19 protein-coding genes and 1 pseudogene are annotated in these 26,985 nt (G+C 66.5%); 4 read left to right on the top strand and 16 right to left on the bottom strand.

Annotated elements, in window-relative coordinates; genetic code table 11:
• Window positions 1-16: 16 nt before the first annotated feature.
• From CCOS191_RS14440 to CCOS191_RS28750, 4 genes and pseudogenes are all read right to left on the bottom strand, one after another.
• Complete coding sequence (locus CCOS191_RS14440; protein ID WP_046855806.1) at window positions 17-865, bottom strand: ABC transporter permease; 849 nt, start codon at window positions 863-865, stop codon at window positions 17-19.
• On the bottom strand, window positions 862-1,872 hold the full coding sequence (locus CCOS191_RS14435; RefSeq protein ID WP_046855805.1) for an ABC transporter substrate-binding protein: 1,011 nt from the start codon (window positions 1,870-1,872) through the stop codon (window positions 862-864). The genes CCOS191_RS14440 and CCOS191_RS14435 overlap by 4 nt, the downstream gene beginning before the upstream one ends.
• 389 nt (window positions 1,873-2,261) lie before the next feature.
• Window positions 2,262-3,017: a methyl-accepting chemotaxis protein gene (locus CCOS191_RS28755; protein ID WP_371041468.1), complete on the bottom strand. Its 756-nt coding sequence runs from the start codon at window positions 3,015-3,017 to the stop codon at window positions 2,262-2,264.
• Window positions 3,018-3,119: 102 nt separating this feature from the next.
• A pseudogene (locus CCOS191_RS28750) lies at window positions 3,120-4,085 on the bottom strand (HAMP domain-containing protein); the annotation flags it as partial.
• Between the two features lie 586 nt (window positions 4,086-4,671).
• On the opposite strand from CCOS191_RS28750, the gene CCOS191_RS14425 reads away from it, so the two are divergent.
• Window positions 4,672-5,991: a Na+/H+ antiporter family protein gene (locus CCOS191_RS14425; RefSeq protein WP_023630663.1), complete on the top strand. Its 1,320-nt coding sequence runs from the start codon at window positions 4,672-4,674 to the stop codon at window positions 5,989-5,991.
• Between the two features lie 108 nt (window positions 5,992-6,099).
• Here the strand turns inward: CCOS191_RS14425 and CCOS191_RS14420 are convergent, their stop codons facing one another.
• Complete coding sequence (locus CCOS191_RS14420) at window positions 6,100-7,101, bottom strand: FecR family protein (protein ID WP_046855803.1); 1,002 nt, start codon at window positions 7,099-7,101, stop codon at window positions 6,100-6,102.
• A 351-nt stretch (window positions 7,102-7,452) separates the two neighbouring features.
• On the opposite strand from CCOS191_RS14420, the gene ilvA reads away from it, so the two are divergent.
• Together ilvA and yiaY are read left to right on the top strand one after the other, a co-directional pair.
• Window positions 7,453-9,015, top strand: coding sequence for a threonine ammonia-lyase, biosynthetic (gene ilvA, locus CCOS191_RS14410; protein ID WP_046855801.1), 1,563 nt, complete (start codon window positions 7,453-7,455; stop codon window positions 9,013-9,015).
• A gap of 82 nt (window positions 9,016-9,097) precedes the next feature.
• On the top strand, window positions 9,098-10,246 hold the full coding sequence (gene yiaY / locus CCOS191_RS14405) for an L-threonine dehydrogenase (RefSeq protein ID WP_046855800.1): 1,149 nt from the start codon (window positions 9,098-9,100) through the stop codon (window positions 10,244-10,246).
• Window positions 10,247-10,591: 345 nt separating this feature from the next.
• Here the strand turns inward: yiaY and CCOS191_RS14400 are convergent, their stop codons facing one another.
• From CCOS191_RS14400 to CCOS191_RS14380, 5 genes are all read right to left on the bottom strand, one after another.
• A complete protein-coding gene (locus CCOS191_RS14400) occupies window positions 10,592-11,785 on the bottom strand; it encodes a hypothetical protein (protein WP_046855799.1) in 1,194 nt (397 codons plus the stop codon).
• 87 nt (window positions 11,786-11,872) lie between these two features.
• Window positions 11,873-12,340, bottom strand: coding sequence for a VOC family protein (locus CCOS191_RS14395; RefSeq protein WP_046855798.1), 468 nt, complete (start codon window positions 12,338-12,340; stop codon window positions 11,873-11,875).
• Between the two features lie 258 nt (window positions 12,341-12,598).
• Entirely contained in the window at window positions 12,599-14,218 is a 1,620-nt protein-coding gene (locus CCOS191_RS14390) for an NADP-dependent glyceraldehyde-3-phosphate dehydrogenase (protein ID WP_046855797.1), read from the bottom strand.
• A 97-nt stretch (window positions 14,219-14,315) separates the two neighbouring features.
• The gene (locus CCOS191_RS14385; protein ID WP_046855796.1) at window positions 14,316-14,933 is read right to left on the bottom strand and encodes a hypothetical protein; all 618 of its coding nucleotides are present in this window, start codon (window positions 14,931-14,933) and stop codon (window positions 14,316-14,318) included.
• 1 nt (window position 14,934) lies between these two features.
• Complete coding sequence (locus tag CCOS191_RS14380; RefSeq protein ID WP_046855795.1) at window positions 14,935-17,424, bottom strand: dermonecrotic toxin domain-containing protein; 2,490 nt, start codon at window positions 17,422-17,424, stop codon at window positions 14,935-14,937.
• A 148-nt stretch (window positions 17,425-17,572) separates the two neighbouring features.
• On the opposite strand from CCOS191_RS14380, the gene CCOS191_RS14375 reads away from it, so the two are divergent.
• Window positions 17,573-19,816, top strand: coding sequence for a putative bifunctional diguanylate cyclase/phosphodiesterase (locus CCOS191_RS14375; RefSeq protein WP_046855794.1), 2,244 nt, complete (start codon window positions 17,573-17,575; stop codon window positions 19,814-19,816).
• A gap of 294 nt (window positions 19,817-20,110) precedes the next feature.
• Here CCOS191_RS14375 and CCOS191_RS14370 read toward each other — a convergent pair whose 3' ends face one another.
• From CCOS191_RS14370 to CCOS191_RS14345, 6 genes are read right to left on the bottom strand one after another with little or no spacing between them, the layout of a single operon-like run.
• Window positions 20,111-20,890, bottom strand: a complete 780-nt coding sequence (locus CCOS191_RS14370) for a ChbG/HpnK family deacetylase (RefSeq protein WP_046857803.1) — start codon at window positions 20,888-20,890, stop codon at window positions 20,111-20,113.
• Window positions 20,862-22,034, bottom strand: a complete 1,173-nt coding sequence (locus CCOS191_RS14365) for a GNAT family N-acetyltransferase (protein ID WP_046855793.1) — start codon at window positions 22,032-22,034, stop codon at window positions 20,862-20,864. The genes CCOS191_RS14370 and CCOS191_RS14365 overlap by 29 nt, the downstream gene beginning before the upstream one ends.
• A 4-nt stretch (window positions 22,035-22,038) precedes the next feature.
• Window positions 22,039-22,728, bottom strand: coding sequence for a GNAT family N-acetyltransferase (locus CCOS191_RS14360; protein ID WP_046855792.1), 690 nt, complete (start codon window positions 22,726-22,728; stop codon window positions 22,039-22,041).
• A gap of 34 nt (window positions 22,729-22,762) precedes the next feature.
• Window positions 22,763-24,673: a hypothetical protein gene (locus CCOS191_RS14355; RefSeq protein WP_046855791.1), complete on the bottom strand. Its 1,911-nt coding sequence runs from the start codon at window positions 24,671-24,673 to the stop codon at window positions 22,763-22,765.
• Window positions 24,670-25,974 (bottom strand): oligosaccharide flippase family protein, encoded by a 1,305-nt coding sequence (locus CCOS191_RS14350; protein WP_046855790.1) that lies wholly within the window; start codon window positions 25,972-25,974, stop codon window positions 24,670-24,672. Before CCOS191_RS14350 ends, CCOS191_RS14355 begins: the two co-directional genes overlap by 4 nt.
• A complete protein-coding gene (locus CCOS191_RS14345) occupies window positions 25,974-26,981 on the bottom strand; it encodes a polysaccharide deacetylase family protein (RefSeq protein WP_046855789.1) in 1,008 nt (335 codons plus the stop codon). Before CCOS191_RS14345 ends, CCOS191_RS14350 begins: the two co-directional genes overlap by 1 nt.
• Window positions 26,982-26,985: the final 4 nt, after the last annotated feature.

The raw sequence follows: 26,985 nt of genomic DNA, 5'->3' as shown, positions 1-26,985 counted from the left end.
TACGCGAATGCGCGCCTCAACGCCCGGGGCGTCCGTATGCCTGGCTGATGCGGTCGATCACCATCGCCAGCGCGACGATCGCCAGGCCCGCCTCGACGCCCTGGCCAACGTTCAGGGTCTGGATCCCGGCCAGCACGTCCTCGCCCAGCCCGCGGGCGCCGATCATCGAGGCTACCACCACCATCGACAGGGCCATCATCACCGACTGGTTGAGCCCGGCCATGATGCTTGGCAGGGCCAGCGGCAGGGCGATGCGCCGCAGCCGTTGCCAGCGGCTGGCGCCCAGGCCATGGGCGGCCTGCAGCAGCGACGGATCGATCTGCGCCAGGCCCAGTTCGGTCAGGCGCACCAGCGGCGGCAGGGCGTAGATCAGCGTGGCGAACACCGCCGGCACCTTGCCCAGGCCGAACAGCATCAGCACCGGAATCAGGTAGACGAAGGCCGGCAGGGTCTGCATCACGTCGAGCACCGGCAGGATCAGGCGCCGGGCCAGCGGGCGGGTGGCCAGCAGGATGCCCAGCGGCACCCCGATCAGCACGCACAGGCCGGTGCTGACCAGCACCAGGGCGAGGGTCTGCAGCAGTTTGTCCCACAGCCCGAGCATGCCGATCAGCGCCAGCAGCAGTGGCAGCATCAACGCCCGGGCCAGACTGCGGCTGGCATGCCAGGCCAGCAGGCCGACCAGCACCAGCAGCAGCCACCACGGCAGCAGCCGCAGCAGGTTTTCCAGGCCTAGCAGCAGTTGCAGCAACTGGTCGGAGACGGTGCGCAGATGGTCGCCATAGTGCAGGACCAGCCAGTCGACCAGGCGATTGACCCAAGCGGCGAAAGAAAATTGCAGGGCTTCGGGAAAACCACCACTCACAGGCCGGCCTCGACCTTGGCGGCGTTTTCGGCGGGCAGCCAGGACTTCCACACCGCAGGGTTGTCACGCAGGAAGGCGATCGCTGCGTCGCGGGGTTTCTGCCGGGTTTCGCTCATGTGGGCGAGTGCCTTGTTCAGGGTGTCGATGGGCAGGTCGACTTTCTCGAACACGGCGACCAGTTCCGGGTGGGCGTCACGAAACGCTTTCGACACCCCGATCGAGAGCTTGGCTGGCAACGAACGGCTGCCTTTGGGAGCGGGATTGGCGGGATCTGTGAGGGTGGCCCAGGCGGCTGCATCGAACGGGGGTTCTTCGAGGCGTACCAGGTTGTAGCGGCCCATCAGCGGAGTAGGGCTCCAGTAGTAGAACAGCACGGGCCTGCCGAGCTTGATCTTGGCGGCGATCTCGGCGTCGAGGGCAGCGCCGGTGCCGCTGCGGAAGTTGTTGTACAGCCCGTCCAGGCCATAGGCCTTGAGCTTCTGGCTGTTGACAGTCTCGGAAGTCCAGCCGCTGGGGCTGTTGAGGAAGCGGCCCTTGCCGGGCGCCTCGGGGTCGTCGAATACCTGGGGGTAGCGCTTGAGGTCGTCGACGCTGCGCAAGTCCGGCGCCAGCGGTTCGAGGTGGCGTGCCGGGTCGCCCTTGATGACGTAGGCCGGTACCCACCAGCCTTCCTCCGCGTTCTTTACCGTGTCGCCCAGGGCGAACACCTGGCCGGCCTGCTCGGCCTTGACCCAGGCGGGGCTGCGCCCGGCCCATTCCTCGGCGATCACTTGCAGGTCGTTGCGCGCCAGGGCCACTTCCATGCTCACGGTGCTGCCGGGCAGGGTGTCGGTGGGGTAGCCGTAGCCACGTTCGACGATCAGGCGCAGGATCTCGGTGGTGAGTGCGCCGCTTTCCCAGCCGATGGCGCCGAAGTGGATGGGTTGCTCGGCCGCAGCGGCGGAGTCGGTGCTGGCCAGGCCGAAGGCAAGGAGCAGGCTGGCCAGCAGGGTAGGAACTTTCTTCATCGGGGCCTCGTCGGTGCCGGTCCGTGGTTTCCGGCAAAAGTGTAGACGACGAGGGTTTTCAGCTATGGGTGATGGGCTGCGGGGTGTCTGGCGATAGCTTTGTAGCGCCTATCAAATCGAGCGCCGCCCGCGCGGCGCATCGCGGATGAATCCGCTCCTACATTTGTTGCAACGTACCGAACCTGTCAGGCCATGGTTGCCAGCCTTGGCGCAGGGCTTGAGACAGGTGGGGCGGCAGCAATGCCCGCCGAAACATCGCGTCGAGCGCACAAGGCTAACAACCATGGCCTATCAGGCATGGCCACGTTGCAACAAATGTAGGAGCGGATTCATCCGCGATGCGCCGCGCGGGCGGCGCTCGGTCTGACAGGCGCTGCAACTCTAAAGGCTTAAACGCGGAACTGATCCATCAACCCCTGCTGCTGGTTGGCCAGGCTGTTGAGCGACTGGCTGACCCGCGCCGATTCGTTGGCCTGGCCGCTCAGCGACTCGGTCACGTCACGGATGGTGGCGACGTTGCTGTTGATCTCCTCGGCCACCGCGCTCTGTTCCTCGGCGGCGCTGGCGATCTGCAGGTTCATGTCGGTGATCACGGTCACCGCCTGGCCGATGCGCTGCAGCGCGGTAACGGCCTGGCCGACCTGTTCAACGCCGCCCTGGGCCTGGCGATGGCTGCTGTCCATGGCGCCGACCACTTCCTGGGTGCCGGCCTGCAGGGCCTCGATCACCTGGCGGGTTTCCTCCACAGACTCCTGGGTGCGGCGCGCCAGGTTGCGCACTTCGTCCGCGACCACGGCGAAACCGCGGCCAGCCTCGCCGGCGCGGGCCGCTTCGATCGCGGCGTTGAGCGCCAGCAGGTTGGTCTGCTCGGCGATCGAGCGGATTACCTCGAGCACCGAACCGATCTTCTCGCTGTTGCGCGCCAGGCCCTCGACCTGGGCCATGGCGCCGCTCATGTCGGCGGCCAGGGTGTCGATGCTGGTGGTGGTGCGGTCGATTACCGCCAGGCCTTCGCGGGTGGCCTGGTCGGCTTCACGCGCGGCCTGGGCGGCCTGGGCCGCGCTGCGGGCGACATCCTGGGCGGTGGCGCTCATCTCGTGGGAGGCGGTGGCCACCTGGTCGACCTGGCGGTATTGCTGCTCCATGCCGGCGCTGGTTTCGGCGGCGATGGCCGCGGACTGGTCGGCGGTGCCGCGGGCGGCCTGGACCGAGCGCTTGACCTCGGCGATGGTCGGCTGCAGCTTGTCGAGGAAGCGGTTGAACCAGCCGGCCAGCTCGCCCAGCTCGTCCTGCTTGTCGTATTGCAGGCGGCGGGTCAGGTCGCCTTCGCCACTGGCGATGTCCTTGAGCATGGCGGCCACGCCAAGGATCGGCCGGGTCACGCCGCGGGCCATCAGCCACACCAGCAGCAGGCCGGCGATGGCGGCGGCCAGGCCCAGGCCCAGTTCAAGCAGGGTGCCGCTGGTGTTGAGGGCGTCGAGTTCTACCTTGAGCGCCTCGGCCGGCCCGGTCAGGGCACTTTCCGGCACGTCCAGCAGCACGCCCCAGGGCTTGCCGCCGGGGATCGGCTCGAACGCAGCCAGCACTTTCAGGCGCTGCTGATCGTGGAGGATCTGCAGTTTGCCATCGGCGAGCTTGCGCACCAGTTCCGCGCCCTGGGTCCGGTCGACCTGGTCGAAGCGCTGGGCCAGCTTGCCGGCATCGGCGCTGTAGCCGGCCAGCAGGCCCACGGGGCTGAGAATGCCGACCGTGGTCTGGCCCTCGTAGAGGCTGCGGCTGGCGGTCTGGCTCAACGCCTGCAGGCTATTGAGGTTGATGTCGATGGACAGGGTGGCGATGACCTTGTCGCCGGCCTTGAGCGGGAAGACGATGCTGGTCATCAGCACCCGCTGACCGTCGATGTCATAGAAGTACGGCTCGACCACGCACACTGTGCCGGTGCTGCGCGGGCACACCCACCAGGTGTTGGCCGGCTGGCCACTGGGGCCGATCTCGGTGTTGGCCATGTCGTGTTCGGGCAGCGCCATCGAGGTCAGCTGGCCGACCCGCGGCTGCGACCAGTACAGGGCGAAGCGCCCGGTCTCGTTGCTGCCCAGTTCGCTCTGGCCGGCGAACAGCTTGTCCTTGCCATCCAGCGCGCCCGGTTCGAACACCAGCGACAGGCCGAGCAGGTCGGGGTTGGCCTGCAGTGCGGCACGCACCTGGGCGGTCATGTCCTGGCGCAGGTCGTAGGCGTCGAGGAAGCGTTTCTCGGCCTGTTCGCGCAGGAACAATACCTGACGGGCGAAACCGGCGCCGTACTGGTAGGCGTCCATGAACTGACGGCGGATGTTCAGGGCCTGGACCTCGCCCTGGGACTCGATGCGCGACTGCGCCGAGTCGGAGAGCATGCGCATGCTGCTGGCTTTGACCAGGTCCGAACTGTGGTCCATGCGGTACAGCGAAAGGCCGACGAGGAGGGTGACGATGGCCGCCAGGCACAGGCCCGCCAGCAGGGTGATCTTCCATTGGATGGAGAGTTGTCGCAGCAAAGGCATGGGGAAAATCCCTTGTAATAGGTTTGATGCTGCCGACTGTGTCGGCGTGCTCGGATTTTTCTTTATTCAAACGTTCAATTAAATCCTGCGACTTTCGTCTATTTCCTACAAAGGGCCGCGGCGCAGACGCTTTTGACTTCTGTCGGTCTGTGCTTCAGAGTGTGCGCCCTTCATAACAACATCCCCTGGTCCGGCCACTGCCTGCGCGCAGTCTGTCGCCGGAATACCCGCTTTTTGTCTGTCGTAACGAGGTTTGCACACCATGAATGCAGTGATTGCCGCGGTCGGGCTCATGCTGATCCTGAGCCTGTCCCGCGTGCATGTGGTCATCGCCCTGATCATCGGCGCCCTGGCCGGAGGCCTGGTCGGTGGGCTGGGTATCGAGGGCACGCTCAAGGCCTTCAATGGTGGCCTGGGTGGCGGTGCCACGGTGGCGTTGTCGTATGCGTTGCTCGGCGCCTTTGCGGTGGCCATCGCCAAGTCGGGCCTGGCCCATGCCCTGGCGGATCGGGCGCTGGCGATGATCGATCGCCAAGGCCATGCCGACGGTGGCAAGGTCAAGTGGCTGCTGATCGGCCTGATGCTGGTGGTGGCGGTGTCGTCGCAGAACATCCTGCCGATCCACATCGCCTTCATCCCGTTGCTGGTGCCGCCGCTGCTGTACGTGTTGACCCGCCTGCGCATCGACCGCCGGCTGATCGCCTGCGTGATCACCTTTGGCCTGATCACCCCGTACATGTTCCTGCCGGTCGGTTTCGGCAACATCTTCCTCAACGAGATCCTGCTGGCCAATGTCGCCCGCGCCGGCGTCGACGTGAGCGGGGTCAATGTCACCCACGCCATGGCCATTCCCGCCGCAGGCATGCTCGCCGGCTTGTTGCTGGCGGTGTTCTTCAGCTACCGCAAGAAGCGTGACTACGACCTGGCGCGGATCGAGCAGGTCGAGCAGGTCAGCGTGCAGTACAACCCGGTGACCCTGCTGGTGGCCGGGGTGGCGATCGCCGCGGCATTCATCATTCAGCTGTGGCTGGACTCGATGATCATCGGCGCGATGGTCGGCTTCCTGATCTTCTCGCTGTCGGGCATCGTGCGCTGGAAGGACACCGACGACCTGTTCACCGAAGGCATGAAGATGATGGCGATGATCGGCTTCATCATGATCGCCGCCTCCGGCTTCGCCGAAGTGATGAAAGCCACCGGCGAGGTGAAAAGCCTGGTGGAGACCTCGGCGCAGTGGATCGACCACAGCAAGGGCATTGGTGCCTTGCTGATGCTGCTGGTGGGGCTGCTGGTGACCATGGGCATCGGCTCGTCGTTCTCCACCGTGCCGATCCTGGCGGCGATCTTCGTGCCGCTGTGCGTGCAGCTGGGCTTCGATCCGCTGGCCACCGTGTGCATCGTCGGTACTGCGGGTGCCCTGGGTGATGCCGGTTCGCCGGCTTCGGACTCGACCCTGGGGCCGACCTCCGGGCTGAACGTGGATGGCCAGCACCACCATATCTGGGACACCGTGGTGCCGACGTTCCTGCACTACAACCTGCCGCTGCTGGCGTTTGGCTGGTTTGCGGCGATGACGCTCTGATTCCGAGGGGCCAGCGTGGGAGCGGGCTAGCCCCGCGATCACCGGCGAAGCCGGTGCCATATGACGCATCGCTCCCACGCGCCCCAGGGGAGCACAGGCGGCCTCTGATCAGCCGCGGGTCGGCGCCGGCACGATGCGGTTGAGTACGGTACTGCCGTCCTTGCTGCGGGTCAGGTACACCGGCAGCACCTTGGGCAGCGTGTCGACCAGGCGTTCGACCTCGCGGGTGCTGTAGATGCCACTGATGCGAATGCTCGCGGTGCTGTCGTCGGCCAGCATCAGCGGCTTGTCCAGGTAGCGATTGATCACCGGCAATGCCTGGCCGAGGCTGAGGTTGTCCAGCACCAGCCTGCCACTGCGCCAGGCCAGGCTGTTGGCGTAGTCGTCGCTCTGGTTCAGCTCGGGTTCGAAATCGCCCTTGTGGTAGCTGGCCTGCATGCCCGGGCCAAGGCGATAGCCGCCGGCGTTGCCACCGCTGCTGACCAGCACCGAACCTTCCACCAGCGTCACTTTGACCTGGTCTTCGTATTTCCACACGTTGAACTGGGTCCCGGTGACCCGGGTCTGGCCGTTGGCGGCGTGGACGATGAACGGGTGGCTGCTGTCGTGGGTGACCTTGAAGAACGCTTCGCCCTTGATCAGGGTGACCCGGCGCTCATCCTTGAAGTTCAGGAAGCGCAGCTCGCTGTTGAGATTCAGCTCGACGCTGCTGCCGTCGCTCAGGCGCACCTGCCGCAGGTGGTCGCTGGCTTCGAAATGCTGGTAGCTGTTGGGCAGCCAACCCTGTTCCCAGCCGACCCAGCCGGCCAGCGGCAGGGCGAGCAGGGCGATGGCCGCGGCCGAGGCGAACGGGCGCCAGTGGCGTGTCGCCACCGGGCGGCGCACGGGCAGCGGGACCACCTGGGCGCTGCGCGGCAGCAGGTCGGCGGTGTCCCAGATCTCCAGCATCGCCTGGTATTCCTCGGCATGCCGCGGGTCGGCCGCCAACCACTGGCCGAACGCCTCGCGCTCGGCCGCCGTGCAATCGTCGGCGTGCAGGCGCATGCACCAATGCGCGGCGGCATCGGTGATTGCATCGTCTTCGCTTGGAATGTGGCGGTCGTGGTTCATCGCGGCTCCCGGTTTTGCGGCATTCTACCCCCGGGCGGGGGGTTCCGAGAACGAGTTAATGGCGAATGACTATCAATTGTGCAGTTTTTCGTCGTATCTGCGGTTGGATTTCATCTGCGACTGGGCAGGGACTTCGTGAGTGTCGACAAGGGCGGTAGCGCAAGCCTTGACTTTTTCTTGCGCCACACGCTAGTTTCCCAGCCCATGAACCTATTCCCGCAGTACAGCGCCCTCAGCATTATTACCGCCATTATCAGATTGGCGGGCTAGCGCACACATGCACTGAACCCGCCCTGGAGGCGGGTTTCTTCTCTCTGACTCCTGGGCACGACAAAAAACCAGGAGTCATCGATGACCAGCTTCAGCGCCACCCTTCGCACCCCGGCAACCCCCCGGCAACTGCTGTCCGAGCAAGTGCGCCGGATTCTCTCGGCCCCGGTGTACGACCTGGCCATCGAAACCCCCTTGCAAGCAGCGCCGGCCCTGTCGGCCAGCCTGGGCAACCAGGTCCTGCTCAAGCGCGAAGACCTGCAACCGACGTTCTCCTTCAAGATCCGCGGCGCCTACACCCGTCTGTCACGCCTGCCCCCCGAACAGCGCGCCCGCGGCGTGATCACCGCTTCGGCCGGCAACCATGCCCAGGGTGTGGCCCTGGCCGCGTCGCATCTGGGCATCAAGGCCACCATCGTCATGCCGACCACCACACCTTCGCTCAAGGTCGAAGGCGTGCGCTCACGGGGCGGCCATGTGGTGCTGCACGGCGAGAGCTTCCCGCACGCATTGGCCCACGCCCTGCAACTGGCCGATCGCGACGGCGCCACCTTCGTACCGCCTTTCGACGACCCCGATGTCATTGCCGGGCAGGGGACCGTGGCCATGGAGATCCTGCGCCAGCACCCAGGCCCGCTGCATGCGATCTTCGTCCCCGTCGGCGGCGGTGGCCTGGTCGCCGGGATCGCCGCCTACGTCAAGTACCTGCGCCCGGAGGTCAAGGTGATCGGCGTCGAGCCACAAGACTCCAACTGCCTGCAGGCCGCAATGGCCGCGGGCGAGCGCGTGATCCTGCCGCAGGTCGGTACCTTTGCCGACGGGGTGGCGGTGGCGCAGGTGGGGGCGCACTGCTTCGAGCTGTGTCGCCACTTCGTCGACGAGGTGGTGACGGTCGGCAGCGACGAACTGTGCGCCGCAATCAAGGACATCTACGACGACACCCGCTCGATCACCGAGCCTTCCGGGGCCTTGGCAGTAGCCGGCATCAAGCGCTACGTGGCCCGCGAAGGGTTGCAAGGGCAGACCCTGGTGGCCATCGACTCCGGCGCCAACGTCAACTTCGACCGCCTGCGCCACGTGGCCGAGCGCGCCGAGCTGGGCGAGCAGCGCGAGGCGATCATCGCCGTGACCATCCCCGAGCGCCCCGGCAGTTTCCGCGCATTCTGCCTGGCCCTGGGCAAGCGCCAGATCACCGAGTTCAACTATCGCTACTACCCAGGCAAGGAGGCACGCCTGTTCGTCGGCGTGCAGACCCACCCGCAGCAGGACCCACGGCAACAGTTGCTGGCCAGCCTGGGCGAACAGGGCTACCAGGTGCTCGACCTGACCGACAACGAACTGGCCAAGCTGCATGTGCGCCACACCGTCGGCGGCCACGCGGCACCCGGCGCGGGCGAGCGCGTGCTGCGCTTCGAGTTCCCCGAGCGCCCGGGGGCATTGCTGGGCTTCCTCGAACGCCTGGGCAAGCGCTGGAACATCAGCCTGTTCCACTACCGCAACCATGGCGCGGCACAGGCGCGGGTGTTCGCCGGGCTGGAAGTGCCCGAGGACGAGCTGGCCGGGCTGCCACGGGCACTGGACGAGATGGGGTACCAGTACTGGGACGAGACGGAGAACCCGGCGTATCGGTTGTTCATGGGGTAGGCCGGCTTGCGCTGGATCAATGCCCACCTGCCCATTCCGGCGGATGCTGAAAACCTACCGTCAGCATGAGAGGACCCCGGCCATGAGCAGCACGTTCTTCATCCCCGCCGTAAACATCATGGGCATCGACTGCCTGGAAGAGGCGATGGCGGCGATTGCCGGCTATGGCCTGCGCAAGGCGCTGATCGTCACCGACGTCGGGCTGGCCAAGGCCGGTGTGGCCGAGCGCATCGCCGGCATGCTGGCCATGCGCGACATCGATTCGCGGGTGTTCGACGGCGCCAAGCCCAACCCGAGCATCGCCAACGTCGAGGCGGGCCTGGCGATGCTGCGTCGCGAGGGCTGCGACTGCGTGGTCTCCCTGGGCGGTGGCTCGCCCCACGACTGCGCCAAGGGCATCGCGCTGTGCGCCACCAACGGCGGGCATATCAGCGACTACGAGGGCGTGGACCGCTCGAGCAAGCCGCAGCTGCCGCTGATCGCGATCAACACCACGGCGGGCACCGCCAGCGAGATGACCCGCTTCTGCATCATCACCGACGAGGCGCGCCACGTGAAAATGGCCATCGTCGACCGCAACGTCACGCCGATCTTGTCGGTGAACGATCCGGCGCTGATGGTTGGCATGCCCAAGGGGCTCACCGCCGCCACGGGCATGGATGCCTTGACCCACGCCATCGAGGCCTATGTGTCCACCGCCGCCACGCCGATCACCGATGCCTGCGCGCTCAAGGCCATCAGTCTTGTCAGTGCCAACCTGCGCCAGGCGGTCGTCGACGGTGGTGACCTGGTGGCGCGGGAGAACATGGCCTACGCCCAGTTCCTCGCGGGCATGGCGTTCAACAATGCCTCGCTGGGCTATGTGCATGCCATGGCCCACCAGTTGGGTGGCTACTACGACTTGCCCCATGGCGTGTGCAACGCGGTGCTGCTGCCCCATGTGCAGCGCTTCAATGCCAAGGTCAGCGCCGCGCGCCTGCGTGATGTGGCCAAGGCCATGGGGGTGAAGGTCTGCGCGCTGGACGCCGAGCAGGGGGCCGGCGCTGCGATCTCGGCCATCGAGCACCTGGCGGCGGCCATCGGCATCCCGAGTGGGTTGGCGGAACTGGGGGCCAAGGTCGAGGATGTGCCGGTGCTGGCGGCCAATGCGTTGAAGGATGCCTGCGGGCTGACCAATCCGCGGGTGGCCAGCCAGGTGGAGATCGAGGCGATCTTCAAGGCGGCGTTCTAGCCTTTAGGTGATCACCGATAGGGGATGTGCGTCTGTGGAACCGAGCGCCGCCCGCGCGGCGCATCGCGGATGAATCCGCTCCTACATTTGCTGCAACGTGCCGAACCTGTCAGGCCATGGTTGCCAGCCTTGGCGCAGGGCTTGAGATAGGTGGGGGCGGCGGCAATGCCCACCGAAACATTGCGTCGAGCGGACGAGGCTTACAACCATGGCCTATCAGGCATGGCCACGTTGCAACAGATGTAGGAGCGGATTCATCCGCGATGCGCCGCGCGGGCGGCGCTCGGTCTAACAGACACCCCATACCTACAACTGAACACCGCAAAGCTCCTGAGAATCTATAAATCAGCGTTCACGCATGAAGAACCCGGCCACATACTTGCGGAAGGTATCCAGGCTCTTGAAGTCGGCATAGCGCTTGAAGTTCTCGGCATCCGGTTCCGGTCCGATCGGCTGCTCCAGCAGCGACACCGACAGCACCCGGTCCTGGTCCGAGGTCAGCACCAGTTCATCCATCACCTGGCCGCCGATCACCGGGCGGCGCATCAACACCTTCACGCCCTTGCTCGCCATCCAGTCGATCAGCGACACCAGTGCCTTGAGCGGCTCGCGCTCTTCATCGCGGTACACCGGGAACAGGTGACCGCGTGACAGCACCGGCACGCTGGCGACGTGGATCAGTTCGTAGAAATGGCTGCCGGCGGTGGCCGGAGAATACAGCGCCAGGGCCAGCAGTGGCCCGCTGGCGCGGTTGCCGCCCCAGTACTGGTGGTGGCCCTGGAAGTCGAAGCCGTCCTCGCTGCGGTTGTTGAACAGCTTGCGCCCCTTGACCTGGTCCACGCAGTCGAGCAGCAGGCCGTGCCGACGGTGGTTGCCGAACACCGTGGCCTCGCGCAGGCGCGCCTTGAGCATCATCATGTGCTTCATGTCCAGGCGGGTTTCCAGGTAGTTGCTGGCGGGCACCCGCTCCAGCAGCGGGTAGCGGTTGGCGACAGTGCGCAGGTCGGCGAACTGCGCGGTGAGGTCCTTTTTCAGGTGGGTGGCGTAGACGTTCAGGCCGCTGGCCTCGATCCAGGTCAGCAGCAGTGACAGCAGGCGCTGTTGCTCGCGGCGCTCGCCGGGCTCGCGTGGCGTTGCAGGTGCCTCGCCGTCACTGGCGCGGCGATAGTCGCCGAGCAGGCGCAGTGGCGCATCCGGCGCCAGCCAGGCGGCCGGGGCGGCGTTTTCATCGGCGCGTTCGCCGGCCTCGCGCTCATCCTTGCTGAACGGGCAGCCGGGGGTGTGCTCGGGGGTGTCGGGATTGTTGCGCAGGAACAGGGTGCCGGTGCTGCCGTTCAACGAGACGTTGAGCACCGGCAGGGCATCCTTGCGGCAGTCGCAGGCCAGCCATTGGTTGGCGCTGCGTATCTTCATCAGCCATTGGTTGGCCTGCAACAGGCGCGGGCCGGTGAGGGTGCCACGGGCGAAGCCCTCCAGCAGTTCGTCCTCTGCCGGGGTCAGGCTGCGCACCAGGGCGCCGGATTTTTCGATGATTCGCATTGAGGGGCAGCTCCAAGCTACAAGCCTCAAGCTTCAGGCAAAGCGCGGCGGCTTTCAACTTGAAGCTTGTGGCTGGAAGCTTGCCGCTCAGCTGGCGTCGAACATTTTCGCGGCGCGGGCGCGGATTTCCTCGGGGCTGAGGTCTTCCTTGTGGGTGGAGATGAACCACATGTTGTTGAACGGATCTTTCAGCGTGCCGCTACGGTCGCCATAAAATTGGTCCTTCACCTCGCTCATCGGCTTGGCGCCAGCAGCGATTGCCTGGGCGTAGATCTTGTCGCAGTCCACGACATACAGGTGCAGGCCGACGGCCGGGTGTTCGATGGTCTGGCTGGGCTTGAGGGTGTTTGGCATGTCGCAGGGGTCGCCGAGCATCAGCGAGGAATCGCCGATTTTCAGTTCGGCATGGCCGACACGGCCTTGGGGGTCTTCGAGGCGGAACACCTCGACGGCGCCAAAGGCCTTCTTGTAGAACTCGATGGCCTTGGCGGCGTCCTTGATGCCGAGGTAGGGGGTCAGGCTGCGCTGGCCTTCGGGGATGGGCTTGGCTGCCATTTGCGTAATCTCCTTTCACGTGGGGTGGGTTGCAACACCTTGGTGATTAGAGTCGCTCATGAGCCTGGAAAATCGACACTTGCTTTATATCGATTCTCTATAAAAACAACGGGCCGCGTTGCGCCCCATCGCCGGCAAGCCGGCTCCCACAGGGATGGCGCTTGGCTTGAGGGGCGGCGCGGTCGGTGTGGGAGCCGGCTTGTCGTGGCGACGAATCGCGGCGATGGGCTGCGCAGCAGCCCTGATCAGGCGAATTGTTCAGAAGATGTAGTCGGTGGTCAGGAAGCTCGACTGCCGGTTGCGGATGATCTCGCTGATCAACTCCTTGTTCGCTTGCTGGAACTTGGTCGCGACCAAGGTGCGAATGGAGAACACGCGCAATGCGTCATGCACCGACAAGGTCCCTTCGGCGCTGTTCTTGCGGCCATTGAACGGGTAGGTATCCGGCCCACGCTGGCACTGGGCGTTGAGGTTGATCCGGCCGACCTGGTTGGCGAAGGTATCGACCAGCGCGCCGATGGTCTGCGGGTCGTTGCCGAACAGGCTCAGCTGCTGGCCGTAGTCGGAATCGAGCACGTAGTCGATCACGCTCTGCAGGTCGCGATAGGGCACCACTGGCACCAGCGGGCCGAACTGTTCCTCGTGATAGACGCGCATGTCCTGGCTGACCGGGTAGAGCAGCGCAGGGTAGAAGAACGAGCCGCGGCTCTGCCCACCGCCCTCGTTGAGCACCCGGGCGCCCTTGGCGATGGCATCGGCCACCAGGCCGTCGAGGTAGTCGAGCTTGCCGGGTTCTGGCAGCGGCGTCAGCGCCACGCCGGGCTCCCAGGGCATGCCGGGCTTGAGCGCGGCGAGCTTGCGCTGGAACTTGTCGAGGAATGCCTCGACCACGTCCTCGTGGACGAACAGGATCTTCAACGCGGTGCAACGCTGGCCGTTGAACGACAGGGCGCCGGTGACGGCCTCTTCGACGGCGTTGTCGAGGTCGAGCTGGGGCAGGACGATGCCGGGGTTCTTGGCGTCCAGGCCCAGCGCCGCGCGCAGGCGGTGCGGGCGTGGGTGGAGCTTCTTCAGGTCGCTGGCGGCCTTGTGGGTGCCGATGAAGGCGAACACGTCGACCTTGCCGCTGGCCATCAGCGCGCTGACGGTCTCGCGGCCGCGCCCGTAGATGACGTTGATCACCCCGGGCGGGAAGCTGTCACGGAAGGCTTCGAGCAATGGGCGGATCAGCAGCACGCCGAACTTGGCGGGCTTGAACACCACGGTGTTGCCCATGATCAGCGCCGGGATCAGCGTGGTGAAGGTTTCGTTGAGCGGGTAATTGTACGGGCCCATGCACAGCGCCACGCCCAGCGGTGCGCGGCGGATCTGGCCAAGGGTGCCCTGTTCGAGCTCGAAGCGGCTGGAGCGACGGTCGAGGTCCTTGAGCGCCTCGATGGTGTCGACGATGTAGTCGCAGGTGCGGTCGAACTCCTTCTCCGAATCCTTGAGGTTCTTGCCGATCTCCCACATCAGCAGCTTGACCACCGCCGTGCGTTGCTCGCGCATGCGCGCCAGGAAGGTTTCGACATGCCCGATACGCTCGGCCACGCGCATGTTCGGCCAGGCGCCGCGGCCTTTGTCGTAGGCGGCCACGGCCGCGTCGAGCGCGGTGAGCGCGGTGTCGGCGTCGAGCAGGGGAGCACTGCCGAGGATGACCTGGCGCTCACTGTCGCCTTCCTTGAGCCACACCGGGCTGCGCACGGTGGCCAGCGGGCCGTCCCAGTGCCGCAGCTCACCGTTGACCAGATAGTCGCGTTGCTCCAGGGGCGAGCCGAGGCGCCAGGCTTCGGGGATGTCCTCGAGGGCGGGAAACAGCGAGTCGAGCAGACGGTCCATGGTTACTGCACCTCTCAAATCCGGATGATGAAACGCTTCAGCTTGCGAGCATGCGCCGACCTCCGGAAAATTGCCAGCCCGGCGCCGTCGTTGCCGATCATTCCTCGAACGGTGGCGGGAACGCCTCGGCCTCCAGCAGCCTCATTGCGCCGATCGTCAGGGCATAATCCCTGGCTCGCGGATCTGCAAAGGTGCGCAGCCGTTGCCACAACCGGGCATGATCGTAGTCTGGCAGATCCTGCAGGTCACGCAGCTCGCGACGGTATTGCAGCGGCAGCGCGTTCCAGATGGCCCGGTCGTCGGCATCGGTATCCTCCAGCAGATCCTCGTAATCGACATCGGCAACCAGCAAGTCGATGCCGTGCTGAACGTAATAGGCCTGGATCTGCTGGCTGACCCGCTCGCTGAGGTCCGCGCTTTCCAGCCACAGGTTCTGGGCCGCCACCCGCGATAGATGCAGGTCCTGCGGCAAGCTGGCGAAGCGGTTGTCACGCAGGTCGAAGACGACAGGTCGCCAGTCTTCGTCGCTACGAATACCGCTGGGCCAATCGACGAGTTCGCAACTGTTGAGGTTGAGCACATCCAGTTCGCCCAGGCGGTTGAGGTCGGGACTGCGGGCCAGCGGGTTGCGCGACAGGTCCAGCATGCGAAGCGCGTCGAGACGGTCCAGGGCCGCTTGATTCGCGTCGTTCCAGACCAGATTGTTACCCTGCATATCAAGCCATTCCAACGTGCAATTGGCTCAAGCCGGGGTTTGCGCCTAGGTCGACTCGTTCGATATGGGTGAAGCGGTCTGGCAGTGCCAAGGTGGCCAGGTCTTCGTTGGTCAGTTCCAGGTCGGTCAGGCTGATCAGGTGAATGCCAAGCCCTTCCTCCTCCGAGTACTCCGAGATCCGCTGCCAGTTGCTGACCAACCGTCGGGCGGCGGCATGGCGCAATGGGTCATTGCCAGCCCAGGCGCGCATCTGGTTGCGGAACGCCAGCAACTGCTGTTCCAGATCCTCAAGTTGCCGTGCCGGATCCAGGTCGGCATCGAGCCACTGGGTCAACTGGGCGTTGATCTGGAAGTCGGCGACTTCAGGGTAGAGCTGGCGATAGCCCTGCGCGAATGCGCCGATATCGATGTGCAGGGCGGGAGGCGCGGGTTCCTCCATGCCGCCGCGCAGCCGGCCGAGTTTGCCCCAGCCTGGCGCGGATGTATCCAGCAGGCTTCTGGCCAGGGTGCGTTCCGAGACAGTCAGGTCGTGGATACGTTGACGCAATTGTTCGGCACCGGTGGTTGTCAGGTCGAGGGCCTCGCGGTCGCCGCTGGACAGTGCCTGCAGGACCGCTCGGCACAGGTCGTGGTCTTGTGGCGGGGCCGCGGGTCGTTCCTCAAGGTAGGCTTCGTAACCTTCGGCCGACTTGAGCACGGTGCAGATGCGGCTGGCATTCTCTGCACCTGCGGCAAGCAGCAGAGGCCCTCGGGGGGACGCATAGCGCAGTTCCAGACGCAGCTCTGCTGGCCAGCCTGGCAGTCGGCTCATGGCATCGACGATCAATCGCTCGCTGTGCACGTTGGCCAGCTTGGGTATGTGCAGGTTCTCCAGCGCGGCTTGCTGGGCGTTTTCACTGCGCGTGGGGATGTGCTGTTGCTCGAGCATATCGCGCAGTGCCGCAGGGCGCGCGGTGTTGCTCGAACCGGGGGAGGGGGCGGGCCGCCACAGCCGCTGGCTGCCGTCGGCAAGGGTGACGGGATCGAGGGCCTCCATCAGCGGGCTGGTTGCCAGTCGACTCAGCGCCTTGCCCGTCAAGTGCAGGCCGCCGATCACGGCCAGGTTGAGGGCTACCGCCTTTAGGTGGTCGAAAGCTTGCTCGCGGTCACCGACTACCCAGGCCTCATAGCCTTGATAGGCTTCATCCAGCAGTTGGTAGGCCACCACTGCGGTCATGATCGTGCCCAGCGCGGGGACGAACATCCCGGCGATCATCAGCATGTCGAGGCCGGCGTTTTCCCAGAGCAGCTTGCGCGCCTTGCGTGCGTGCTCGTTGGCCAGCGCGGTGGGCACTGCCAGTTGCAGGGCTTCGTGCTTGAGCCGGGCCACGTGGTCATCATGGAGAAAATCGTAAAGGTTGGCGCGGATCGGCACGCTGCGCAGGTGCAGGTCGCCCTCGGCGTTCTGCCGTAATCGGCTGGCAAACTGGCCTTGCAGCTCGCGGGGCACATAGTCCATGAAACCTTGGTGAAAAGGTGCCTGTTGCAAGTCGATGTGCAGTTGCCGCTGCAAGGCTGCGAGGTTGTCGAAGGCGCGCAGGCTGTCGGCCTGCCCTGGCAGATAGAGCAGCACGCCCGCTGTGGCGGTATCGATCAGGGTCGCCTCGTGCAGGGTGATACCGAACAGGCTCAACTGGCTGCAGGCCAGCGCCTTCCCATCGTCCAGCAATCCTTGCAGCGCATCCCAGCCCTTGCCGGTCAGTCGGTTGCGTAGCCTGGCCAAATCTGTCGCCAGGCGCAGATTCGCCTGATGGACGTGGATCGCCGCCGGGCGAACCAGCGGGGGAGAGAACAGGTCATCGAGATGGCCCTGGTAACGCTGGCCAATATCCAGATCACGGCAGGTGTTGGCAAACTCCATTGGTGACAGGGCCAGTGGCTTGATCCGAATCTGCTCGCTGGGCAGCTCGATATCGACTGCGGTCTCGCTGTCGCCGAGCGTGGTCTTGCCGGTGACCAGGCCTTCGTTCACCTGCCAGTCGCCCTCCAGGGCGAGCGCGCTGTCGCGATCGAAGGTGACGTTTTCAGCGAAATTCTGCAGGGCGGCCTGCAGCAGGCTACGGTGTTCGTGATGGATGGTGTAGACCTGGAAGGTATAGAACCGCTTGACCACAATCAGCGACGTGCTGCGCAGCGGCGTGCTCAGGCCGTGTTGCCTGCGCAGGCGCTCGGCGAGCAGGGGTTCGGCGAACTCGTTGATGTTCTTCAGGCCGCGCAGGTGCCTGGCCAGCGTGCGTTGGCTGCGCATCAGGCGAGCCTGGCTGGCCTTGACTGCTTCGCGCAGGTGGGGCGCGGCATTGGCGAACCAGGCCGCCTCGCTGTCGGGTAGGCCCTGGGACGGCATGATGCCTTCGTGCAGCCGCTGCCAGTGTTCGGCCGTGGCTTCCCGCGCCCAGGCCGGCAGGCGGCGCTCAAGGATATGTTGGTGCGGGTTGGGGGTATCCGATGTCATGTCTGGCTCCTCGCAAAGCCCGCATCAGAGCAGCTGCGCTGGCATCGACGGTGGTGCATATGCATCCCGGCCCGCGAGCTGGGAAAACAGGCCTCAATATTGGTCGCGCCACGCCGATAACTGCTAAATCGACTGCCATCGCCTGCCTATGACCATTCCCCAGCATTCTCCTGAACCTGCGCACGTGCCTTCCGGCACCTTGCGGCACACGCTCAACCGTCTGTTGCCGGTCGGCCTTGCCCTGGTGGGCATCGGCCTTTCGGTCGCCCTGGGTCACCTCGACGCGCAGCGCGAGCGCAGTGAGCAACTGGGCAACCTGGCAGCCCACCTGGCGGGGATGCGTGGTGCGCTGGAGGCGCAGCTGGGCGCGGCGTTCGGCGAGGCCGAAGGCATCGCCCAGCTGATCAGTGCCGACGGCGGCATCAGCCCCGCGCATTTCCATGGCATGGCCCGCGATGCCTTGCAGTCGGTGCCGTACATGCGCCATATCGCGCTGGCGCCGGATGATGTGATCAGTGATGTCTACCCGTTGCCCGGCAACGAGCGCCTGATCGGGCTGGATTACCGCCAGTTGCCGGAACAGTTTCCCATGCTGCGCTCGGCCCGCGAACAGGCCCAGCCGGTGCTGGCCGGCCCGCTGCAGCTGTATCAGGGTGGGCGGGGGTTGATCTACCGACGACCGGTGTTCGTCACCGGCAAGCGCGGCGTGCGCTTTTACTGGGGCAATGTGTCGATCGTTGCCGATATCGATCGATTGCTGCTCACGGCGGGGCTGCGCCCGGACACCGAGTTCGAGCTGGCCGTGCGCGGGGGCGATGGCAAGGGCGCCGAAGGCGCGCTGATCTGGGGTGATCCTCGGCTGTTCGACGAACCGCAGGTGAAGATGACGGTGGAGGTGCCGGGCGGCCTCTGGCAACTGGTCGCCGCGCCACGGGGTGGCTGGTCGGGGCTGGACCTGTTCGGCTCGCCGCTGTTCCTGTTCGCCTTGAGCTGCACGGGTGTGTTCAGCCTGTTCGTCGCGCAGCTCAATCGCAAGCAGCGCCTGCTCGAGCAACGCAATCGCGAGCTGCAGCGCTACCAGGCCCAGCTCGAACGCCTGGCCCACTACGACACCATCACCGGGCTGCCCAACCGCATCCTGTTCCAGCAGCAACTGAGCACTGCCATCCTGCAGGGCCATGGCCTGGCGGTGCTGATGCTCGACATCGACGGTTTCAAGCAGGTCAATGACAGCCTGGGGCATCCGATGGGCGACCTGTTGCTGCAGCAGGCGACCGCGCGCTTCCTGCAGGAACTCGACAGCCAGGACCGGCTCTGCCGGCTGGGCGGCGACGAGTTCGTGTTCATGCTGCAGGGCGCCCAGGGGCAGGTGAACCAGCAGGTCCGCGCCTTGCTGCGCTGCCTGCAGCGGCCATTCGACCTCAATGGCAACGCCGCCCTGGTCACCGGCAGCATCGGCCTGGCCTGGTGCCCGCAGCATGGCGAGGATGCCGACAGCCTGTTGCGCCATGCCGACACCGCCATGTACGCCGCCAAGGAGGCCGGCCGCGACGCCTGGCGGCCTTATCACCCGGACATGACCGAGCGCCTGCAGCAGCGCCTGGAGCTGGAGCGCAACCTGCGCCGGGCGCTGGAGCACAATGAGTTCGAGCTGTGGTACCAGCCCAAGGTTGATCTGTTCAGCGGGCAGCTGGAGGGCGTCGAGGCGCTGCTGCGCTGGCGCGACCCGGAACATGGCCTGATCTCGCCGGGGGAGTTCATCCCCCTGGCCGAACGCACCGGGTTGATCATCCCGCTCGGCGAGCGGGTGCTGGAACTGGCCTGCGCCCAGTTGGCCGAATGGCGGGCCAGTGATGGCCTGCCCGGACCGCTGGCGATCAACGTCGCGGCCTTGCAGATCGAGCGCAGCGACTACGTGACCAGCCTCGCCTCGGCGCTGGAGCGCCATGGCCTGCCGGCCAACCTGCTGGAGGTGGAAATCACCGAGAGCCTGCTGATGGAAAGCCAGCAGCAGGCCTGCGCGGTGCTGGCGCAATTGCAGGCCATGGGCGTGGCCACGGCGGTGGACGACTTCGGTACTGGCTATTCGTCACTGGCCTACCTGCGCGCGCTGCCGATCGACCACCTGAAGATCGACCGGGCCTTCATCAAGGACCTGCCCGCAGACGACGACGCGGTGGCCATCGCCAGGGCGATCATCGATCTGGGGCATGCCCTGGGGTTTCGCATCACCGCCGAAGGCATCGAGACCCAGGAGCAGTACGATTTCCTGCGCCACGCCGGTTGCGACCAGGGGCAGGGGTTCCTGCTCGGGCGGCCGATGCCGGCCGAGGCGTTGCGCGGTTGGCTGGCCGAGAACCACGAGCGCCGGCATCGGCCGCCGGGGCGTTAGTGATAGGGTGTCCGTCGATACAGGTTTGGCGCCTATCAGATCGAGCGCCGCCCGCGCGGCGCATCGCGGATAAATCCGCTCCTACATTTGTTGCAACGTACCGAACCTGTCAGGCCATGGTTGCCAGCCTTGCCCGCCGAAAAATCGCGTCAAGCGCACAAGGCTAACAACCATGGCCTATCAGGCATGGCCACGTTGCAACAGATGTAGGAGCGGATTTATCCGCGATGCGCCGCGTGGGCGGCGCTCGGTTTCACAGGCGCAGCACTTCTAACGTCGAACACTCAGCGGCCATCAACTCATCTCCTCCTGCATCCCCAGGCTCGCATACCCCACCCGCGGCACTTGCCCCAGGCGCTGCTCGACCAACGCCAGCAGCGATTCGCCGCTGGCCAGGTAGGCATCGCCGAAGTCGTGCCCGCCCAGCGCGCTGGGATGGGCCACTACCTCCAGCACGCCGTGCGCGGGGGCCAATCCGGCCTTGAGGTCGGCCGGGGTGCAGACGAAGTCGGCGGTGCTCCCGGCGAGCTGGCGCAGGCGCCGGTTGAGCAGGCTCTTGAACACGCGCTTGGCCGGCCCGATGTTGTGCCCCACATTGCGCGCCAGGCGGACCGGCACCCCCTGGGCGCGGGCGAAGCGGGCGACGATGACGCCCACCGGCCAGATGTTGTGCACGTGCTGGTGCGAGTCCAGGTGGCTGGGCATCAGGCCGTGATCCAGGCAGTGTTTCCACTGGGCCTCCAGTTCCGCTTCCACGGCGGCCCGCTCGCGCCGCGACAGGCGCAGGGTGCGTTGTTTTAGGCGCAGGTCGAACTCGCCATGGGGCGTGCAGAAGCGCGGCTCGGCGAGAATCGCCTGGCTCAGCGGGCGGCCATAGGTGAGGTTGAAGTGCAACCCCACCCGTCCCTTGAGCGCCGGTTGCTGGGCCAGCATGCAGGCGGTGGCGAAGGCTGGCATGTTGGCCATGGCCGTGGCCGAGCTGATCAGCCCGGCCTGGAAGGCGTGCAGGATGACCGCGTTGGTGTGGGCGCTGAGGCCGAAATCGTCAGCGTTGACTATGACCTGGGATGGCATCCGGGCGCTCCTGTGGCGGGGTGGGGGCGACAATATCGGCTTCCTGGCGCGGCGAACGCCTGCGCAGGCGTGGCTTGAGCCAGTGCCAGCAGCGTAGCGCCAGCCCCAGCAGCAAGCCGTCGGGGCGCCAGCTGTAGCTGCTCAGGCGCCACTGTTCAACCTGGCCGGTCATGCGCTCGTGCAACTGGTGGCTGGAGTTGTCCAGGCTGACCCGCGAGGCGTCGACCCACTTCCAGTCTTCGTCCAGGCCCCAGTGAATCCATTCCTCGAGCAGCACGCGGCCGCTGCCCAGGTCACGGTGTTCGGGGACGAAGGCGAGGTTGTAGTCGAAGATTCGGCCGCGCTCCAACAGGCCCAGACGGTAGCTGATGCAGCGCCCATCCAGTTCCAGCAGCACCAGGCACACCAGGCCTTCGCCGGCCAGGGCGGTGAAGGCCTGGTACATCCATGGGCGCCGCTGGGGGCCGGAGAAGATGCCGACCTCGTCGTCGCCTTTCCAGCTGGTCGCTTCGACGGCGCTTATAGCGTCGAGCAGTTCACCCATGTTCTCGGGGGTGGCGACGACCCGGCGCACGCTGGCACCGCAGGCCTTGATGCGTTTGCGCGCGCGGCGCAGCTTGTAGCGCGGGTCGCCGCTGACTTCCTGGCGGTCCTGCTCGTTGATGCGGTGCACCGGCACCCGGCAGGTCAGGCGCTGCTGCCAGGTGGAACTGGCGCCGGCCCACTGGCGCAGCCAGCCATCGTGCTCGGCGTTGTCCGGAACCTCGCTCAATTGCAGCAAGGCATGCGGTAGCCGCTTGCGTATGGCCTGCAGGACCTGGTCGGCATACAGCGCCGGCAGGTCGATGAGCAGGGCGATACGGTCGCTCAGCGGGTATCCCAGGTGACGCACCACCGGGGCGAACAGCGGGCCGAAGGGTTCGCGGGCGCGGATCAGCGGCAGGCACAGGCACAGACGCTCGTCCTGGTAGCCGAGCAGGACCTGCAGCCGCTGGCCCGGCAGCAGGGCAGACTCGGCGGCGCGCAGCCAGCCGAGGTGGTTGAACGGCGTGCTGCCGGGCAGGCGCCTGCGCAGCGCCTCGTAGTCGGCGGCGGGGAAGTCGCCGGCGCGCAGCGACGCGCACCATTTCAGTTGCAGGCCCATGGGCTCAACCTGCCGTGGCCGAGGAGGCCGGGGCCTCGGGCTTGCGCAATGGCTCGAGGCGCGAGGTGGTGTAGCGGCTTTCGCGGAAGAACTTCCAGCGGCCGAACAGGCAGTACACGTTCATGATCCGTCCTTGTTCCTGATAACCCATGCGCAGATGCAGCTTGAGCGCCGGAATATTGTGCTGCTCGCACACGTCCACCACCTTGGTGCAGCCCTGGGCGGCCATGGCCTTCCACAGTTCCAGCTGCAGGTCCACCGACAGCTCGGTACCCCAGTATTTGCGGATCAGCTCGCCGCCGAACTCGAAGAACTCCCCCGGCCCGACCGGGAACCAGCAACCGTAGTAGTGACGGTCGTGGTAATGGCGGCTGCTGCCCCAGATGAATGCCACGGCGTCGTTATCGTCGTCGAGGAACATCAGCCCGGTATGGCCCTCGGCGGCCAGCTCGCGCATGGTCTCGACCCGGTCGCCGAAGTGGCGGGCGAAGGCACGCACGTTGTGCACGGTGATGTGCTCGACCCGCAGGGCGCCATAGGGCTTGAGCCGGTGCGGCGGCACCGGGCTGACCAGGTCGCGCTCCATCCACAACAGTTCCCAATGATAGAAGACGTAGTGCCGCCAGGCACTACCGAGGGTGTCACGCAGTCCCTTGCGCTTGATGCGGTCCTGGATCTTGGTGAATGCAGTCATGGTGCCTCCTGGGCATGGCTGATCGAGGTGCGTCTCATGACGCGCTCCAGGTCAGGGCGAATACGGTCTGCCCTGGCAGTTGAAAGTGGATCTGGCCATCCGTGCAACTGAAGCTGGCGCGGCGGCTCTGGTTGTCGGGGCCGAACAGTTCGAGCTGGCCGGTGGGGCAGCCGCCGAGCGTCAGCGCCACCTGCTGCAGGCGCTCGGCCTTGTTCACCCCCAGCAGGCTGCGCTGGTGCTGGCGGGCCATGGCCAGGGCATCGACCTCGAAGGCGTCGTTGTCCAGGGCCAGCACCTGGTCCAGCCAGTGGCGCTGGATGAACTGCTGGGCCAAGCCCACCGGCTTGAGTTCGTAGCGCTGGCCGTCGGCATCGCGCAGCATGCCCTTGGGCCATTCGGGCTCGTCGGCGACGTGGAACCAGTTGAGCATGTCGAGCAGGCCGTCACTGGCGGCGTTGATCACCACCGAGGTCCACCACAGGCCGGCGTAGTGGGTGTTCTGTTCGTAGGGGCTGAGGCTCGAGCCACTGGACAGGTTGGTCTGGTCCAGCAGCAGCGCCTTGCGCGGCCGGCCCTGACCATCCAGGCCCACCAGCGCGGCGGCCTGGCGCACGCTGTCGCGGTAGCTGCGGGTGGCGAGCAGGTCGCGGACCATCCATTCGTGCCAGGCCAGGGCATCGATCTGCGCGCCTTGCTCGGCCAGCAGGCGCCGTGCCCAGTCGATGCCGCGGCGCTGCTTGCCGTCGTCGGTGAAGGGCCCGCCGAGCAGGCGCGAGGAGGCCGGCATGGCGATGCGCACGCCAGCCTCGCGGGCACCTGGGTAGTCGCGTACGCGTTTGGCCATGGCCTGGAAGAAATCGCGGTAGCTGGCGTAGTCGCGGTAGTTGAGATTCGGCTCGTCGGCGAAGGCCAGGTAGTGGGTGCCCTTGCCGCCGAGTGCCTTGGTCGCCTCGAGCCAGGCGCTCAACCCATCGGTGCTGGTGCGGTCGCTCCTGAGGTCGGCGACCCGGGCGCTGCCGGCCAGCAGGGTGATGTCCTGGAGAATGCCGAAACGCTCCTGATAGAGCTTGCGCCAGGCGTTCTCGAAGTCCGGCTGGCGTTGCAGTACATCGACGAAACTGTAGAAGCCGGCGGCCTGGGGGCGCAGGGCGTCCAGCGCGGCGAAGCTCGAGGCCGGTGGCAGCACGTAGGGCAGGGCAACGCCCAGCCGTGGGGTCGGGCCGAGCACCTTGTCACCCAGGGCCAGGGTTACCTGGCCCGGCAGTTGCGGCAGCTCGCCGAGGTCTGCGGCGCGCTGGGCGAACAGGTTGGCGCTGCCGTCGAGCCAGAACGCCGCCTTGCCGCTGCCCTGCAGGCCAAGGCGCCAGGTTTCGTCACGGCTGCTGGCAGGCAGCGCCTGTTGATCGAAGCGCCAGTAGGCGCGATAAGGTTTTAGCGGCAGCTGGATACGCCGGCCATCGCTCAGGCGTTCGGCGAACAGGCCATGCACGCCGCCGTGGTGCTTGCCGGCCAACACCGCCTGCTCGCCGGCCTTGACCCGGAAATACAGGGTAACGCCTGGCCCCACTTCAGCGCTGAAGTGCACCTTGGCCGGGGCGAACAGCGCACGGGTGCTGTCGCCGTGCTGGACGCGATAGTCGCGGAAACTGTAGCCGGGCACCTCCAGGCGATAGGCGCCGCCGCCCGCTGCCAACGGCCAGCGTTGCTCGCCGCGCACCTGCGTGGCTTCGATCCGCCTTTCGCCGGCCAGGCGGCCGTTGCCGTCCAGCAGGTACAGGTGCTCAGCGTTGGCATCGGCCTGCCAGGCGGGTTGCCACTGGATACGCAGTTCATCGGCGCGGTCGGGGAGCAGGTACAGGCTGCCGTCGCGGATATCGCCCCATTGCACAGGCGCGGCGAGCGCGCTCTGCGTCAGGAGCGCACCGCACAGCAAGGCCGCCTTCATGCCGCCCGCCGTTGCAGTATCTGGCGCAGCGGCGCCAGGTCGGCGGGCAGGATGACCAGGGTCTGACCCAGCGGCACGCCGCTCAGGCGGCAGTACAGCACCAGCATGGCCACGGTGACCGCCAGGTAGGCGATGGACGAGGCCGCGGCCGCGCCGACGATACCCCAGGCCGGAATGAGCAAGATGTTGAGCACCAGGTTCAGCGCAGCACCGGCGCCCATCATCAGCGACACCGTGCCGGGGCGGTTCTTGCCCAGCAGGTCCAGGCGCAGGATGCTGGCGTAGCACAGCCCCAGCAGGCCCGGCAGCAACGCCAGCAGGGCCGGATAGGCCGGGGCATACTCGGCGCCGAACAAGGTGACGATCAGCCAGTGGCCGATCAGCGCCATGCCCAGGCAGGCGCCGAGCATCACCGTGGCGGTCAGGCGCAGGGCCAGGGGGGTGATGCGTTCCATGCCGGCATCCTGCTGCAGCAGGCGCTTCATCAGCGGCGTGGTCACCGCCTCGGGGACGATCAGCAGCAGTTCGGCGGCGGCGCTGGCCATGGCGTAGTGGCCCAGGGCGGTGCTGCCGAGCAGCGCGCCGATGAACAGGTAGTCCGAGCGCAGGATCAACTGCTGGAACAACAGGTCGGGGTGGCTCTTGGCGCTGTAGCTGAGCAGCTCGCGCTGGCCGCCACGGTCCCAGCGCAGGGCCAGCGGGTGCTGGCGGCGCAGCCACCACAGGCCGAGCGCCAGGACCAGGGCGATGCCGCACAGCCAACTGATCAGCGCCGCCTCCAGCGCTTCGTCGCGCCACATCCAGAACAACCCGAGGAACAGCAGCAGCGGCGCCAGCGATTCGGTCAGGCGCAGGGCGTTGAAGGCGCCGACGCCGCCGCTGGCGTTGTGCAGGGTCAGCAGGCCGCTCTTGAGCACGGTCATCGGCACCGCCAGCAGCAACAGCCAGGCCAGCAGGCCCAGTTGCACAGTGACCTCAAGGTCGGCGCCGAACTCGCGCACCAGGAACACGCAGGCCAGGGTCAGCACGCCGGCCAGCAGGCAACCGTAGACCAGCACCTGGGTCAGCAGCAGGCCCATGTCGCGCTGCTTGGCCGCCTGGTAGCCGACCGCGCTGTTGAGGCCGCCGCTGGTGGCGGCGCTGATCAGGTCGGGCAGGGTGCTGAGCAGGGCGAACAGGCCGCGCTCGCTGGGCCCGAGGATGCGCGCCAGCAGCACGTTGCGCAGCAGGCGCAGGGCGATCATCGCCAGCTTGGTGCCCATGCTCAGCGCCAGGTGGCGCAGGTAGCTGTTGCGGTTCATCAGCGGTCTCCGCGACTGATGCGCCAGGCCAGCAGCGAGGGCCGGCTGGCATTGCGCTGGCTGACGCCGATGCGCGGCAGGGCCAGCGGGTCGTCATGGCCCTGGCAGATGCCCGGGCGCGTGCTCAGGGCGTAGGGGTAGCGATGTGCGGCGACCTGGGCGCGCACGCGTTCGTCGTGGTCGCCGTTGGGGTAGCAGTACACCGGCAGCGGTGCGCGGCAGCCTTCGTTGAGTGCCGCATGGCTGCGGGTCAGTTCTTCCTTGAGGCGATGGTCGTCCAGGTAGGGCAGCAGGGCATGGCTGGCGCCATGCGGGCCGAAGCGCACCAGGCCGGAGTCCTCCAGGGCGCGCACCTGCTGCCAGTCCATGGCCTGGGGCAGCGATTCCGTCGGGCAGGCATCGGTCAGTACGTGCAGGGCCTGAGGGCTGAGGCTCTTCAGGGTCTGCAGGTAGCGCGCCAGCACCAGGCTGCGGGCTTTGCTGTGGTCGTGCATGAAGTAGGCTGCCGGCAGCGGCCGGCCGAGTTTGCGCAGGCGTTCGATCAGTTGCCGCCGTGCCTCCTCGCCATGGCTGCCCCACAAGGTCTCGCCGACGCTTTCCCACCAGAAGCGCTGGCGGCTGCCGATGTAGTCGGTGGACAGGAAGATGCTCGCCGGCACCTGGTGGCGCTGCAGCAGGGGAAAGGCGTTGACGGCGTTGTCGCGCCAGCCGTCGTCGAAGGTCAGCGCCACCTTGGGGCGGCTGTCGCCGCGAGGTTCCTCGTGGCTCTGCAGCAGGTCCATGAGGCTGACGCAGTCAAAATGCCGGGGCAGCCAGCGCAGCAAGCCTTCGAAGGCCCGGGGGCCAACGCACAGTTCGTTGCGGTGGGGCAGCGCGGCGCTGGCGTCATCGGCCAGCACCCGGTGCAGCATGAGGATCACCCCGGCGCCACGCAGCTCGGCGCGTCCGCGTGGCGAGTTGAAATAGAACCAGCCGCTGGCCTGCTTGATATGGGTCTTGATCGGCATGTCC

This window comes from Pseudomonas sp. CCOS 191 (assembly GCF_001007005.1).
GTDB classification, from domain to species: domain Bacteria; phylum Pseudomonadota; class Gammaproteobacteria; order Pseudomonadales; family Pseudomonadaceae; genus Aquipseudomonas; species Aquipseudomonas soli.
The sequence above is the reverse complement of the archived record's forward strand: the minus strand, read 5'-3'. Positions and strand labels throughout refer to the sequence as shown.